This window comes from Pseudomonas sp. RIT-PI-a (assembly GCF_001187875.1).
GTDB classification, from domain to species: Bacteria; Pseudomonadota; Gammaproteobacteria; order Pseudomonadales; family Pseudomonadaceae; genus Aquipseudomonas; species Aquipseudomonas coleopterorum.
In genome coordinates, this window is sequence record NZ_LGIR01000018.1 from 1 (window position 1) to 15,471 (window position 15,471).

The 15,471-nt window shown below is 63.1% G+C and carries 12 protein-coding genes; 4 read left to right on the top strand and 8 right to left on the bottom strand.

The annotated features are described in order from the left end of the window. Nucleotides 1–215 precede the first annotated feature (215 nt). Together gyrA and mtnA are read right to left on the bottom strand one after the other, a co-directional pair. The gene (gene gyrA, locus AC788_RS12810; protein ID WP_049860977.1) at nt 216–3,020 is read right to left on the bottom strand and encodes a DNA gyrase subunit A; all 2,805 of its coding nucleotides are present in this window, start codon (nt 3,018–3,020) and stop codon (nt 216–218) included. Between the two features lie 313 nt (nt 3,021–3,333). Further along, nucleotides 3,334–4,410, bottom strand: coding sequence for an S-methyl-5-thioribose-1-phosphate isomerase (gene mtnA / locus AC788_RS12815; RefSeq protein WP_049860978.1), 1,077 nt, complete (start codon nt 4,408–4,410; stop codon nt 3,334–3,336). A 105-nt stretch (nt 4,411–4,515) separates the two neighbouring features. Here mtnA and AC788_RS12820 point away from each other — a divergent pair, with 105 nt between their 5' ends. The 4 genes from AC788_RS12820 to AC788_RS12835 are packed head-to-tail and all read left to right on the top strand — an operon-like array spanning nt 4,516 to nt 8,039. Next, nucleotides 4,516–5,844, top strand: a complete 1,329-nt coding sequence (locus tag AC788_RS12820; protein WP_049860979.1) for a TRZ/ATZ family hydrolase — start codon at nt 4,516–4,518, stop codon at nt 5,842–5,844. Between the two features lie 58 nt (nt 5,845–5,902). Then, nucleotides 5,903–6,601, top strand: a complete 699-nt coding sequence (gene ubiG, locus AC788_RS12825) for a bifunctional 2-polyprenyl-6-hydroxyphenol methylase/3-demethylubiquinol 3-O-methyltransferase UbiG (RefSeq protein WP_049860980.1) — start codon at nt 5,903–5,905, stop codon at nt 6,599–6,601. 2 nt (nt 6,602–6,603) lie between these two features. Beyond that, nucleotides 6,604–7,275: an N-acetylmuramic acid 6-phosphate phosphatase MupP gene (gene mupP / locus AC788_RS12830; protein ID WP_049860981.1), complete on the top strand. Its 672-nt coding sequence runs from the start codon at nt 6,604–6,606 to the stop codon at nt 7,273–7,275. A gap of 23 nt (nt 7,276–7,298) precedes the next feature. Next, entirely contained in the window at nt 7,299–8,039 is a 741-nt protein-coding gene (locus tag AC788_RS12835; protein WP_049860982.1) for a YciK family oxidoreductase, read from the top strand. Nucleotides 8,040–8,154: 115 nt separating this feature from the next. Here AC788_RS12835 and AC788_RS12840 read toward each other — a convergent pair whose 3' ends face one another. The 6 genes from AC788_RS12840 to AC788_RS12865 form a co-directional block, all read right to left on the bottom strand. Continuing rightward, nucleotides 8,155–8,937, bottom strand: coding sequence for a TenA family transcriptional regulator (locus AC788_RS12840; protein ID WP_043187704.1), 783 nt, complete (start codon nt 8,935–8,937; stop codon nt 8,155–8,157). 46 nt (nt 8,938–8,983) lie between these two features. Beyond that, nucleotides 8,984–11,446 carry an EAL domain-containing protein gene (locus AC788_RS12845; protein WP_049860983.1) on the bottom strand — a complete coding sequence of 821 codons (2,463 nt, stop codon included), beginning with the start codon at nt 11,444–11,446 and terminating at the stop codon, nt 8,984–8,986. A gap of 149 nt (nt 11,447–11,595) precedes the next feature. Further along, nucleotides 11,596–13,422, bottom strand: a complete 1,827-nt coding sequence (locus AC788_RS12850) for an ABC transporter ATP-binding protein (RefSeq protein ID WP_049860984.1) — start codon at nt 13,420–13,422, stop codon at nt 11,596–11,598. Continuing rightward, nucleotides 13,415–14,050 (bottom strand): DsbA family protein, encoded by a 636-nt coding sequence (locus AC788_RS12855; RefSeq protein ID WP_049860985.1) that lies wholly within the window; start codon nt 14,048–14,050, stop codon nt 13,415–13,417. Before AC788_RS12855 ends, AC788_RS12850 begins: the two co-directional genes overlap by 8 nt. A 3-nt stretch (nt 14,051–14,053) precedes the next feature. Then, nucleotides 14,054–14,992: an oxygen-dependent tRNA uridine(34) hydroxylase TrhO gene (gene trhO / locus AC788_RS12860; RefSeq protein WP_049860986.1), complete on the bottom strand. Its 939-nt coding sequence runs from the start codon at nt 14,990–14,992 to the stop codon at nt 14,054–14,056. Between the two features lie 178 nt (nt 14,993–15,170). Next, nucleotides 15,171–15,467 (bottom strand): BolA family protein, encoded by a 297-nt coding sequence (locus AC788_RS12865; RefSeq protein WP_049860987.1) that lies wholly within the window; start codon nt 15,465–15,467, stop codon nt 15,171–15,173. Between the last annotated feature and the right edge of the window lie 4 nt (nt 15,468–15,471).

Sequence of the window (15,471 nt, forward strand, 5' to 3'; positions counted from 1 at the left end):
GGGGACTCGCGGGCGGGGGTGCACTCGTAGTGTGAGGCTTCACTCTGCCCAGCGTCCCACGTCTTCGCGTGGTGCGGTGACCCGGCGGGGGGTGCTCGGCGGACAGGCGCCGTCGGTCCCCGGCCGCGCCCCCCCCCCCCCAAGGGTCCGCCATATGTTGGGGGCGTGCGGGCGCGCCCCGCGAAGGGCGCACCGCCGATCTACTGCCCTACAGCTTACTCCTCGGGCGTTTCGTCCGCGGCATCTGGCTCGACGTCACCCTGAGCCAATTCGGAATCGTCCGGCTCTACAGCTTCGACACCTTCAACGCCTTCGACACCTTCTTCCAGCTCATCTTCCTCGACTTCCGATGGCTCCTGAACCCGCTCCAGGCCCACCAGCTTCTCGTCGGTGATCAGCTTGATCAGGGTCACACCCTGGGTGTTTCGGCCAAGGCTCGACACTTCACCGACGCGGGTACGCACCAGCGTGCCCTGGTCGGAAATGAGCATGATCTCTTCGCCTTCCTGGGACTGGATGGCACCGATCAGCTTGCCGTTACGTTCCTTGGTGACCATGGCGATCACGCCCTGGCCGCCGCGACCGCGACGAGGGAACTTGCTCAGCGGCGTGCGCTTGCCGAAGCCGCGCTCCGAAGCGGTGAGGATCTGTGCACCGGATTCGGGGATCAGCATGGAGATCAGTTGCTGACCCTTGCCCAGACGCATGCCACGAATACCGCGAGCGCCACGGCCCATCTGGCGCACGACGCCTTCGGCGAAGCGGATCACCTTGCCGGCATCGGAGAACAGCATGACTTCCTTGGCGCCGTCGGTGATGGCAGCGGCGATCAGGGTGTCGCCTTCCTTGAGCTTGAGCGCGATCAGACCGCTGGAGCGCGGACGGGCGAACTGGGCCAATGGGGTCTTCTTGACGGTACCGAATGCGGTCGCCATGAAGATGTAGGCACCAGTCGGCTCGGCCACCAGCTCGGGGGTGTCGCCGTCTTCGCCTTCGGCGGCCTCGACGACTTCCTCCGGCTCGACGATCTCGCCTTCGAGCACGGTGTCGTCGGCGTCATCCAGCTCTTCGTCGGCACCGGCGGTGGCCTGCAGGGCCTCGAGGTCGATCTGCAGCATGGTGGTGATGTACTCGCCATCATCCAGCGGCAGCAGGTTGACCAGCGGACGGCCGCGGGCGGCACGGGAGGCCTCGGGAATTTCGTAGGTCTTGAGCCAGTACACCTTGCCCTTGCTGGAGAACAGCAGCAGCGTGGCGTGGCTGTTGGCGACCAGCAGGTGCGAGATGTAGTCCTCGTCCTTGACGCCGGTGGCCGACTTGCCCTTGCCCCCACGGCGCTGGGCCTGGTAGGCGGACAGTGGCTGGGTCTTGGCATAGCCGCTGTGAGAAATGGTCACCACGCGCTCTTCTTCCGGGATCATGTCACCCAGGGTCAGGTCCAGACGCGAATCGAGAATCTCGGTACGGCGCACGTCGCCGTATTCGGCGCGGATCAGTTCCAGCTCCTCGCGGATCACTTCCATCAGGCGCTCGGCGCTGTTGAGGATGCGGATCAGCTCGGCGATCTGGTTGAGGATCTCCTGATACTCGGCCAGCAGCTTCTCGTGCTCCAGACCAGTCAGGCGATGCAGGCGCAGCTCGAGGATGGCCTGGGCCTGTTCCGGCGAGAGGAAATACTTGCCGTCGCGCAGACCGTACTGCGGATCGAGGTTTTCCGGACGCGAGGACTCGGCGCCGGCACGCTCGACCATCGCCACCACGGCGCTGGATTCCCACGGCGTGCTGACCAGCGCTTCCTTGGCTTCGGATGGGGTCGGCGAGGCCTTGATCAGGGCGATGACCGGATCGATGTTGGACAGCGCGACCGCCTGGCCTTCGAGAATGTGCCCACGCTCGCGCGCCTTGCGCAGCTCGAACACGGTGCGACGGGTGACGACTTCGCGGCGGTGGCGCACGAAGGCTTCGAGCAGGTCTTTCAGGTTGAGGATGCGCGGACGGTTGTCGATCAGGGCGACGATGTTGATACCGAACACGGCCTGCAGCTGGGTCTGTGCATAGAGGTTGTTGAGGATCACCTCCGGCACTTCACCGCGGCGCAGTTCGATGACGATACGCATGCCGTCCTTGTCGGACTCGTCGCGCAGCTCGGAGATGCCTTCGAGCTTCTTCTCTTTCACCAGTTCGGCAATCTTCTCGATCAGGCGGGCCTTGTTCAACTGGTACGGCAGCTCGGTGACGACGATCTGCTGGCGACCACCGACCTTGTCGATGTCCTCGACGTGCGATCGGGCACGCATGTAGATGCGGCCGCGGCCGGTGCGGTAGGCCTCGATGATGCCCTGGCGACCGTTGATGATGGCGGCGGTCGGGAAGTCGGGGCCCGGGATGAACTGCATCAGCTCATCGATGGTGACGTCCGGGTTGTCGATGACCGCCAGGCAGCCGTCGAGCACTTCGCCCAGGTTGTGCGGCGGAATGTTGGTCGCCATGCCCACGGCGATACCGCTGGAGCCGTTGACCAGCAGGTTGGGGATACGCGTAGGCATGACCGCCGGGATCAGCTCGGTGCCGTCGTAGTTGGGCACCCAGTCGACGGTTTCCTTGTGCAGGTCGGCCAGCAGCTCATGGGCCAGCTTGGTCATGCGCACTTCGGTGTATCGCATGGCCGCGGCGTTGTCGCCGTCCACGGAACCGAAGTTGCCCTGGCCGTCGACCAGCAGATAGCGCAGGGAGAATGGCTGGGCCATGCGCACGATGGTGTCGTAGACCGCGGTATCACCGTGCGGGTGGTACTTACCGATCACGTCACCGACCACACGGGCCGACTTCTTGTAGGGTTTGTTCCAATCGTTGCCCAGTTCACTCATCGCAAACAGAACGCGGCGATGCACGGGCTTCAAGCCATCACGTGCATCAGGCAGTGCACGACCCACGATCACGCTCATGGCGTAGTCGAGGTAGGACTGTCTCAGCTCGTCTTCGATATTGACCGGGAGGATTTCTTTGGCCAGTTCGCCCATGAGAAGCCTGATTCCTTTTTCTGGTGAAACTCCGTTGCCTCCCTGTGAGAAGAACGAAGCTTGCCACCGCTGGCCGATGCCAACGGCGACTTACGACAAATCAACGAGTTACGCCTTGGACCGACGGCGCTGGGGGAGCACCTCGATGCACCCCCGAAAACCGCCGGATGTTAGCACAATCGCCGTCAGACACCTATCCCCTTAAACCCTGACAGGACCCTTGATCGAGTCGTATCGAGCCTCTGGCATGGCGCTGCGGCGCTTGCAGACCTTTTTGGAGGAAAAAAGTGAGCGTTTTGCCACTGCGGCGAATTCAATGCAGGCGCCGACGGCACATCAATTGCGCCAGCTTCGCCGCATCGGGTCGTTCGACGATGCCTTTTTCGGTGACGATCACGTCGATCAGATCGGCTGGGGTCACGTCGTGGATCGGATTGAATGCATCGACGTCCGCGCCGACGCGCGTTCCGGCCACTTCCAGCAATTCGCGACCATCGCGTTCGAGCAAGGGAATGTCCTCGCCGCTTTCCAGGGCCAGGTCGATCGCCGCGCTGCTGGCCACGACCATGAAACGAACGCCGTGATGCATGGCGCAGACCGCCAGCTGATAGGTGCCGATGGGGCCGGCGATATCGCCATTGGCGGCAATCCGCTCGGCGCCGACGATCACCCAGGTGATGCCCTTGCTCTTCATCAGGTGCGCCGCCGCCGCGTCCGCGCTCACGGTCACTGGAATGCCTTCGCTGGACAACTCCCAGGCCGACAGGCGCGAACCCTGCAGACCCGGCCGGGTTTCATCGGCATAGACGCGTTCGAGCATGCCTTCATGGAACGCCCCGCGCACCACACCGAGGGCCGTGCCGAAGCCGCCGCTGGCCAGCGCGCCGGCACTGGCGTGGGTCAGCACGGTCTGCAGATTGCCCTGGTGCCGGCGGATCACGTCGACGCCCAGCTGGGCCATGGTCAGGTTGGCTTCGCGATCGCTCTGGTGAATGGCCAGGGCTTCGGCTTCCAGGGCCGGCACCGGGTCTTCGTCGGCGCGCACTCGGCCCAGACGTTCGCGCATGCGCTCCAGCGCCCAGAACAGATGGGCCGTGGCCGGGCGGATCGCCGCCAGCAGGCGCAAATCCTGGTCCAGCGCGGCACGCCAGTCGGCTGCGGCGGTGCGGTGCAGTCGCGCGGCGAGCACCACGGCATAGGCAGCGCAGATGGCGACCGCCGAAGCTCCGGACACCACGCCTGAGCGGATCGCGCCGGCGACGCCGGGCGCATCGACGAAAGCGCGCCAGACTTCCTGACCTGGAAGCGCACGCTGGTCGATCAGGTGCAACGCGTCACCTCGCCAATCAACGGCTTTGACCCGTTCCGCCGCCAACAATCGATCACGCATGCCCCAACTCCGTACTCAGACGCCAAAAGCGCTCGATTATAGCGAGCCCCCGTCCAAGACGCTCGGGTATACTTCGCCACCACCTGCACAAGCCCGGAACTTGCCATGCTCGACGTCGATACCGCCCTGGACCTGCTGCTGCTGCCAACCTGGCTGGTACCGGTCGAGCCCGCCGGTGTCGTGCTTCAGGAGCATGCCTTGGGCATCCGTGATGGGCAGATCGTCTTCATTGGCCCGCGCAGCGCGGCTGCCCGGCTGCAGGCACGGGAAATCCGCGAGTTGCCTGGGCAACTGCTCGCGCCGGGGCTGGTCAATGCCCATGGTCACGCGGCCATGACCTTGTTCCGCGGCCTGGCCGACGATCTGCCACTGATGACCTGGCTCGAACGCCACATCTGGCCCGCCGAGGCCCGCTGGGTCAGCGAGGCGTTCGTGCGCGACGGTACCGACCTGGCCATCGCCGAGCAGCTGCAGGGCGGCATCACCTGTTTTTCGGACATGTACTTCTTTCCCGAAGTGGCCGCCGAGCGGGTGCACGCCAGCGGCATGCGCGCCCAGATCAGCGTGCCGGTGCTGAATTTCCCCATCCCCGGCGCGCGGGATGCCGACGAGGCGCTGCACAAGGGCGTCGAGCTGTTCAACGATCTCAAGCACCATGCCCGCGTGAGCATTGCCTTCGGCCCCCATGCGCCCTACACGGTGAGCGACGAGAACCTGGAGAAGATCCGCGTGCTGGCCGATGAGCTGGACGCCGCCATCCAGATGCACGTCCACGAAACTGCCGGCGAAGTGCACGATGCCCTGCAAAAAAGCGGCGAACGCCCGCTGGCCAGGCTGGCCCGCCTCGGCTTGCTCGGCCCGCGGTTCCAGGCGGTGCACATGACCCAGGTGGATGACGACGACCTCGCCCTGCTGGTGGAAAGCAACAGCAACGTCGTGCATTGCCCGCTGTCCAACCTCAAGTTGGCCAGTGGCTTCTGCCCAGTGGAAAAACTCTGGCAGGCCGGGGTCAATGTGGCAGTGGGCACCGATGGTGCCGCCAGCAACAACAGCCTCGACCTGCTTGGCGACACGCGCACCGCAGCGCTGCTGGCCAAGGCCGTGGCGGGTTCGGCGACTGCGCTGGATGCCCATCGCGCGCTGCGCATGGCCACCCTCAACGGCGCCCGCGCGCTGGGCATGGAAGCGAACATCGGTTCGCTGGAAATTGGCAAGGCGGCGGACCTGACGTCCTTCGACCTGTCCGGACTGGCCCAGCAACCGGTGTACGACCCGGTGTCGCAATTGATCTATGCCAGCGGCCGCAATTGCGTCCGCCATGTGTGGGTGGCGGGCAAACACCTGCTTGACGAAGGCCGACTGACGCGCCTGGACGAAAACAGGCTGTGCGACATGGCCGGCGCCTGGGGCGAGCGCATTGCCGCAGGGCAATGAAGACTGAAGACCCCCGGCACTCTCGAATTCTGGAATCACAACGTTTAGAGGACACCCAATGAGCAACGTCGACCACGCTGAAATCGCCAAGTTCGAAGCCCTGGCGCACCGCTGGTGGGATCGCAACAGCGAGTTCAAGCCGCTGCACGACATCAATCCATTGCGCGTCAACTGGATCGACGAGCGCGTCAACCTGGCGGGCAAGCAGGTGCTGGACGTCGGTTGCGGCGGCGGCATCCTCAGCGAGGCCATGGCCCTGCGCGGCGCCAAGGTGACCGGCATCGACATGGGCGAGGCGCCACTGGCGGTCGCTCGCCTGCACCAGCTCGAATCCGGCGTGGAAGTGGAATACCGCCAGATCACTGCCGAAGCCCTGTCAGCCGAGTGCCCGCAAAAATTCGACGTGGTCACCTGCCTGGAAATGCTCGAGCACGTGCCGGACCCTTCGTCGGTCATCCGCGCCTGTTTCCGCATGGTCAAACCCGGTGGCCAGGTGTTTTTCTCGACCATCAACCGCAACCCCAAGGCGTACCTGTTCGCGATCATCGGCGCCGAATACATCATGAAGCTGCTGCCGCGCGGCACCCATGACTTCAAGAAATTCATCCGCCCTTCCGAGCTCGGTGCCTGGAGCCGCGAGGCCGGACTGACCGTCAAGGACATCATCGGCCTGACCTACAACCCGCTGACCAAGCACTACAAGTTGGCCGCGGACGTCGACGTCAACTACATGATCCAGACCCTTCGCGAGGAATGAGCATGCGCCTTCGAGCGGTACTCTTCGACATGGACGGCACGTTGCTCGACACCGCGCCGGACTTCATCGCCATCTGCCAGGCCATGCGCGCTGCGCGCCAGCTGCCGCCCATCGACGAGCAACGGGTACGCGACGTGATTTCCGGCGGCGCCAAGGCCATGGTCCAGGCTGCGTTCGACCTGTCGCCGCAGGCGCCGGAGTTCGAAACGCTGCGCCTGGAATTCCTCGAACGCTATCAGGACGGCTGCGCGGTGCACAGCCACCTGTACGACGGCATGGCGCAACTGCTCGCCGACATCGAGCAGGCCAGGCTGATCTGGGGCGTAGTGACCAACAAGCCGCTGCGCTTCGCCGAACCCATCATGCAGCAACTGGGCCTGGCACAACGTTCGGCAATACTCATCTGCCCCGACCATGTGACCCGCAGCAAGCCGGACCCCGAACCGCTGCTGCTGGCCTGCAGCAAGCTCGAGCTGGACCCGGCCAGCGTGCTGTTCGTTGGTGACGATCTGCGCGATATCGAATCAGGCCGCGATGCCGGGACCAAGACTGCAGCGGTGCGCTACGGCTACATTCACCCCAACGACAACCCCGATCACTGGGGTGCCGATGTGGTGGTGGACCACCCGTCCGACCTGCGCCGCGTGCTGGACCAGGCCCTCTGCGGCTGCTGAGCCACCTTATTTCAGGAGATCCCATGTTCGATTACTCAGCCCGCCCCGACCTGCTGGCCGGGCGCGTCATCCTGGTCACCGGTGCCGGCCGCGGCATCGGCGCCGCCGCCGCGAAAACCTATGCTGCCCACGGCGCTATCGTGCTGTTGCTGGGCAAGACCGAGTCCAACCTGACGGCCGTGTATGACGAGATCGAAGCGGCCGGGCATCCCCAGCCGGTGGTTATCCCGTTCGATCTGCACAGCGCACACACCCCGCAGTACGCCGAACTGGCGCAGATGATCGAGAAAACATTCGGCCGCCTCGACGGGCTGCTGCACAACGCCTCGATCATCGGCCCGCGAACGCCCCTCGACGTGCTACCCGACGATGAATTCATCCAGGTGATGCAGGTCAACGTGAATGCGACCTTCATGCTCACTCGCGCACTGCTGCCCCTGCTCAAGCAGGCCGAAGATGGCTCGGTGGTGTTCACCTCGAGCAGCGTCGGTCGCAAGGGACGTGCGCACTGGGGCGCCTATGGCGTGTCGAAGTTCGCCACTGAGGGCTTGATGCAGACCCTGGCCGACGAATTGGAAGGTGTCAGCGCCGCACGCGCCAATAGCATCAACCCCGGCGGAACACGCACGGCGATGCGCGCGCAGGCCTACCCGGCCGAGGACCCAGGCCGCAATCCGCTACCCGAACAGATCATGCCGGTGTACCTGTATCTGATGGGACCCGACAGTGCCGGGATCAATGGCCAGGCGTTCGACGCCCAGTGAAATGTGTCCTCAGGACAGGCGCCATCCTGTGCCACGACCGGCCAGCCAGCCTGTCGCGTAACCATGGCGCCGCCTGAGGCGGCCCTGCGAGTGCTGCATCAGGCCGCTACGAGCCTTACGCCACCACTCTGTTGTCCAGTGTGGTGGTACGTTGCTGCTCCAGCGCCATGCAGCGTTCCAAGAACAGGAACATGAAGTCGTAGCTCTTGCAGATGGCGTTGCGCAGTTCGGTCTGCTGCGCTTCGGTGGCGTGGTTGCCGATCAGCGTGCAGATGATTTCCAGGGCTTCCCATGGATGCTCATCGTCGTACTGGGCGTGCAGGCTCAACCAGCGCATGGCGCGCTTGCGGTTCTGCTCGGGAAACGCCTGGGCATAGGTGTCGTCGGCACAGACCACCGCCGACCACTCGCCGGTGGCCCCTTCGATAGCATAGTTGGTCGCCGCCATGGCAACCGCCAGCGAATCGGTGGCGCAGCTCTGCCAGCACCAATGGCTGAGCGCATGCAGCTCGGCCGGCACATCCTGGGCGATGAGGTCCTGCAGGCTGACGCCATGGGCCTGGCTCCAGTGTACCCAGTAATCGGCATGGTTGAGCTCGACGCGAATATTGCGCATCAACCAGCGCCGCGCCATGTCCTCGCCCGGATGCCGGGCGAAGCGGGTCTTGGTCAGGTTCTGCGCCATGTACAGCGAGAATTGCTCCACCACCGGCCAGCCGCCGATCAGGTAGTGGCGCATGGTGCGCGAGCTCAGCTGGTTGTCGCGCATTCGTGCATAGACTTCATGCTCGACAACCCGCCGCTTGTTCGGCGCACAGTCTTCGATGAGTTTCTGTGCCCATTCGGGATAACTCTTTGCGTCCATCAGCGGACCCAGTCGAATAAAAGGATCGTTCACTGGCAAACCTCCATTTAATTGAGTGAAGAACAGCGGCAAATTGCCCTTATCGGAAAGTGTCGGGAACCCCGAATCGCGACGGCCGCAGTCTGCCCAGATGCCGGCGCAGACTGTCACAGGTAAATACCTGCGGTCGCTCGATCAAGTATCCCTGTGCGTAGTCCACACCAATTTCCAGCAAGGCCTGTTCTATCAGAGGCGTCTCGACAAACTCGGCAATGGTGCGCTTGCCCATGACGTGGCCAATATGGTTGATCACTTCCACCATCGCCCGATTGATCGGGTCGTCCAACATATCTTTAACGAAGCTGCCATCGATTTTCAAATAATCGACAGGTAAATGTTTCAAATAGGCAAAAGAGGACATACCGGCACAGAAGTCATCGAGGGCAAAATGACATCCTAAGCTCTTCAATTCATTGATAAATCGGATCGCGCTACCAAGATTTGCGATCGCGCTGGTCTCGGTGATCTCGAAACATATTAATTCGGCTGGAATCGCGTACAGGCGAAATTGTTCTCGCAGGAACTCGAGAAACTCCTCGTCGCCTATGCTGATCCCCGACAAGTTGATGGCGCAGACCGCCAAGGGGCCCTGATCGGGCTGATCCAGGGTCTGGCGTACCACCTTGAATACATTCTGCACCACCCACCGGTCGAGGGCGGTCATCAAGCCGTAGCGCTCGGCGGCTGGAATGAACACGTCGGGCATGATGATGCGACCGGTTTCATCGCTCAGGCGCAGGAGAATCTCGATGTGTCCACCCGGTGGGCCGTCCTGTATGCCCAGCGCGGCGATTTCCTGTGCATAGAGACAGAAGCGGTTTTCTTCCAGGGCCATGTGCAGGCGCTGAACCCAGGCCATTTCGTCGACCCGCACGGTCAGCTCGCTATCGGCGGCATGGTAGACCTGGACCCGATTACGGCCCCGTTCCTTGGCCAGGTAGCAGGCCATGTCGGCGGCGCGCATCGAAGCTTCGAGGGTGATCGGTGCCTGGGTCAGGTGCACCATGCCGACGCTTACGGTGGTCACGAAAGGCCGACCTTTCCACACGAAATGCAGGTTTTGCACGGTCTGGCGCAGCGTTTCGGCGAGCTTCTCCGATTCACTGGTGGAGCAGTTCTCGATGAGAATGCCAAATTCGTCCCCGCCCAGACGCGCCAGGGTATCGCCCTCGCGCAGCCCGGATTGCAGCAACGCGCAGATGTGGCGGAGCAGTTCGTCGCCTGCGGCATGGCCACAGGTGTCGTTGACCAGCTTGAACTGGTCCAGGTCCAGGAACATCAGGGAGTGACAACCCGGATAGCGTTGCAGCGCGGTAAGGGCCTGTTCGAGGCGGAACTCGAATTCGCGGCGATTGGCCAATCCGGTCAGTGCATCGTGGGTGGCCTGCCAGGAAAGGTTGGCGATGTACTGACGTTCCTGGGTCATGTCGTGCAGGACCAGCACGGTCCCGCTGATGTGCTGGTCGGTCTGGATGGGGGCGCCTACCAGCGTCACCGAGACCGTGCTGCCGTCCAGACGCTGGATCAACTTGGCGTGCTCGCTGCCGCCGCGCAGGTCGCCGCTGACGATGTGGTCGATAAGGGTGAAGCTGTCCTTCTCGGCGTTCTCGTCGAGCAGATTGAACAGCGCCGCCAGCGGCAGCCCGACGGCCTGGTCGGCACTCCAATGGGTGAGACGCTCGGCGGCCGGGTTCATGTAGAGAATCGCGCCTTCGACATCGGTAGTGATCACCCCATCGCCGATGGACGCCAAGGTCACTTGGGCACGGTCCTTTTCCAGCTGAAGCGCATAGGCGAAAGCATGGCGCTGATTGAGCAGCTTGTGCGTGCGCCACAGCGCGAGCACGATCAGCAGCAAGGCGACCAGCAGATTGCTCACCACCAACAGGTATTGCACCGCACGCGAGCCTTCGCCCAGGGCCACACTGAAGGCCATGGCGGCGGGTGTGACCGCGTCGTTGATGGTCATGATCTGGTGTTTCCAGCGCGCCATGTCCGCTTCGGTTGCGGTGCCGGCCTGCTGTGCGGCGTGCATGCGCTGCGCCAGTTCGTCGAGCTGGACCAGGTAGGTGTCACCGGTCTTCCAGTGCGCAATGGCCCTGGACATGTAGCTGACATCGCTGAAGTGACGGTATAGCCAGATGATGTTCTGCATGTCGTCGGGGTGATTGTTACCCTTCAGAATGCCCGCCCGCGCCGCTGCCAGATCGGGCTCGGGCTGATCCAGGGCCAGGCGCAGTTGATGACCGCCCTGGGGAATGGCGATGGCCCGCAGGTATTTCTGGAATACGTCCTCGTCACGGCTGTCGGCATACAGGTTGAGGTAATAGATCGCGTCTTTCTGACCCTTGGACCAGAAACTTTCGCCCGCGACATAACTACGCACTGCGGACAGTGCGTAAAGGCTGATGCAACCCAGCATTGCCATCAATCCCACCACGGCGATAAATGGCCAGACGATCCCCAGTAATCTCGGCGTATCGAGAGTCTGCGTGTGCTTCATGAGGTTCCTTGCTTCAGCAATCCAGGCAACGTCCAAGTCAGAACTTCAATCAAGGCTGGCACACTTTAGGCTAGTTTAGGAAAGGACCGGCACCGTTTTCTTCGGTGCCGAATGTTTTTTCCATAGCTCGTCGTGACGCCAGGGGCGAACTAAACCTGTTGCAGATAACCGTACAGACGCGCATACAACCCGCCCTCCGCGATGAGTTGCTGGTGGTCGCCATCTTCGGCGATCCGGCCGCCGTCGAATACGAGTACGCGGTCGGCCTGTTTCACCGCAGACAGCCGGTGGGCAATGATCACTGTAGTGCGTCCTCTCAGGAAGCGCCCGAGGGCCTGATGCAGGTTGTACTCGGTGGCCGCATCGAGTGCCGAAGTGGCCTCGTCGAGGATGACCACCTTGGGCTCGGCGAGCACCATCCGCGCAATCGCAAGACGCTGTCGCTGACCTCCGGAAAGACGCACGCCCGAGCGGCCGACGACGCTGTCCAGCCCCTGCGGCATGTCCCGCACCGTGCCGTCCAACTGGGCGATCCGCAAGGCGTCCCAACACGCCTGGTCACCGGCGTCGCGCCCCATGGTCAGGTTGGCGCGAATGGTGTCGTTGAACAGTGCCGGATGCTGCAGCACCACCGCGACATTATCGCGCAGGGTCTCAAGGCCAATGGCCTGCTGCAGCGCACCACCGAAACGCACTTCTCCTGCCTGCGGCGTGTAAAGCCCGAGCAGCAACTGCACCAGAGTGCTCTTGCCGCCTCCGCTGGCGCCGACGATGGCGACCTTTTCCCCGGCCGCTATGGACAGGTCCAAGCGGTCCAGTACCTTGTCTTCGGCGTAGGCGAAGCTCAGGCCACGAATGTCGATACCCACCGTCTCGCGGTCGCGGAACGGATCGCTGCCGCCCTCATACCTGGGTTCATCGGCACGGGCGAGCAATTCATTAATCCGGTTCAGTGCCCCGCCTGCCGCGTAGTAGGCGTATTGCAGGTTCAGCAGTTGTTCGACTGGCGTGATCATGAACCAGAGGTAGCTGAACACCGCCAGCATCTGACCGATGCTCAGGTCGGAGAACAGCACCGTGAGCATCGCAGCGGCGCGGAAAATGTCGATGCCGAACTGGAACAACAACGCACTGGCACGCCCCGATGCGTCGCTTTTCCACATGGAGGCAACGGCGAAGTCGCGAACTTCGCGAGCGCGCAGACCCAGCCGCCCCAGGAAATAACCCTGGCGATTGCTGGCCCGCACTTCCTGGATGGCGTCAAGGGTTTCGCTGAGTGCCTGGGTAAAGCGCGCCGTGCTGTCGTTCTCGAGTTTTTTCAGGTGCTTGACGCGCTTGCCCAGTACTACTGTGGCGTACACCACCAAGGGGTTGAACAGCAGGATCAGCAGCGCCAGTTTCCAATGCATCCACATCAGGATGCCCGCAGTGCCTGCCAGGGTCAGCATGGCGACCAGAAAGCGACTCAAGGTTTCGCCGACGAATTTGTCGAGGGTGTCCAGGTCGGTGACCAAGTGCGTGGTGACGGTACCGCTGCCCAGACTTTCGTATTCGCTGAGCGAGATGCGCTTGAGCCGCTCGATCAGGCGCAATCGCAAGCGATAGACCACGTCCTTGGCCAGTCCGGCGAACAGCCTCGCCTGCACGACGTTGAACAGCAACGCGCCGCAGCGCAGGGTGAAACTGACCACCAGCATGAGGCCGATGAAGCCGACGGGGATCTGCCAGGCGCTGGGCAGCACCTGGCTCATCCACCGTGTGGCACTGCCGGCGTGGCCGAGCAGCACTTCATCGACCAGCAACGGCAACAGCAGCGGAATCGGCACGCTGCACAGGGTAGCCAGCACCGCCACCCCATTGGCGGTCCATAGTGCCCGCTTGTGCTGCAGGGCCAGGCGGCGAATTTCACCCCAGCTCAGGCGGTCTGCCGCCCCGTGCAATCCTGTCTCCCCGACGGGGCCGGGGCGGTCATGCATGGGCAGCACGTTCCAGCCAGCGGGCCAACAGCGGCGACAGCTCGGCCAGCGGTCGATAACCATTGGTCAGCAAGGCCAGCTGACCCTCCCGCTCGGCGAGCAGCGTCGGGAAACCTGCAATGCCCAACCCCTGCGCCCAGGCGAAATCCGCTTGGGTGGCCCGCACCCTGTGATCGCTGTCGAATGCCTCGACGAATTCGATGCGCGGCACCCCTGCCCGCTCGGCCAGGCTGGCCAGTTGCGCTGGCTGGGTTACGTCCAGGCGCTCGGTGTAGAACGCCTGCTGGATCAGCTGGACCAGCGGCCACACCAGGTCGGGCGCCAGCTCGCGGACCGCCACGATCGCTCGGCACGCCGGCTCAGTGTCGTAGACGAAGCCTGCTGGCAAGGCCCCTTCGAACGTGAAGGGTTGACCGGTGGCCTCATGCACGGCGTGCCAGTGCTCGAGGATGTAATCGCGAGTGGTGGGTTCCAACGCCGCGCCGCCGCTGCGCAGTCCGCCTACCACGATGTGGGTCTTGACCCCTGCGGCCTCGGCCTGATCGATCAGGGCCTGAGCCACGGGGGCGAAGCCCCAGCACCAGGAGCACATCGGGTCCATCACGTAGATCAGGCGGTTGCGCGACATGACTCAGTCCTGAGCGGCTTTGCGGTAATTGTGCCCGATAGGGTGCGGCAGATTGCGCGCGCGAGCCAGTTCGATCTGTTTCTGACGATCAATGGCGCTCTTGCGGGTCTTCTCGCTCAGGCTGTTCCAGCAATGCGGACAACTGACGCCGGGTACATAGTGCTCGCTGGCACGGTCTTCGACACTGATCGGTGTGCGGCAGGCGTGGCATTGGTCGTAGTCGCCTTCGCTGAGGTCGTGACGTACGGTAACGCGATTGTCGAAGACGAAGCAGTCGCCTTCCCACTTGCTTTCCTGCTGGGGCACCTCTTCCAGGTATTTGAGAATGCCGCCCTTGAGGTGATAGACCTCTTCGAACCCTTCGCCCAGCATGTAGCTGGAGGCTTTTTCGCAGCGGATGCCGCCGGTGCAGAACATCGCGACTTTCTTGTGCACGGCAGGGTCGTAGTGGGCCTTGATGTAGTCGGGGAACTCACGGAACGACGCGGTCCTGGGGTCCACGGCGCCCTGAAAGGTGCCGATGGCGACCTCGTAGTCGTTGCGGGTATCGATCAGCAGGACCTCAGGATCGTCGAGCAACGCATTCCAGTCCTGTGGCTCGACGTAGGTACCCACCGTACGATTGGGATCCACACCGGGTACGCCGAGGGTGACGATTTCTTTCTTCAACTTGACCTTGGTGCGATAGAAGGGCTGTTCGTCGCAGTAGGACTCCTTGTGGTCGATGTCGTCCATACGCGGATCGAGCTTGAGCCAGGCCAGCAGCCCGTCGATACCCGCGCGGGTGCCGGACACCGTGCCGTTGATGCCTTCTTCGGCAATCAACAGGGTGCCCTTGATGCCGTTGTCGAGCATGGCCTGCAGCAGCGGCTCACGCATCTCGACGTAGTTTTCCAAGGTGACGAACTTGTACAGTGCCGCCACGACGATAGCTTGGGTCATGGGTAAAACGCTCCAGGTGGTCGACCGCGCAAGGGCCGGACCGGTATGTTTTCAGGGGACAAGCCACGAGACAGGTCGGGGAACTGGTTTCAGGGGTCCCTGAATAAAAAACCCCGCCAGCGGCATGCCGCTGGCGGGGTCTGGGTTCTAGCAAGTTTCGAAGCCCGGTGCTCAGGGCTCAGCGCCCACCGCCGGCGCAGGTGGGCGACGCCGGTGCAGCACCGACCTGCGCCCATTCCTGCGGCGTGTAGGTATGCAACGCCAGGGCATGGAACTCGCCCATCAGCTCGCCGAGCGTGCCATACACTAGTTGGTGGCGCTTGACACTGTTCAGGCCGGCGAAACGTTCGCTGACCAGAACCGCCTTGTAGTGCGTCTCGGTGCCACGGCTGTGCATATGGCTCTCGTCGAGCACGTCAAGATGCTCGGGTTGCAGCATCTGCAGCGTGGACACGATGCGTTCCTTCATCGACATCGCC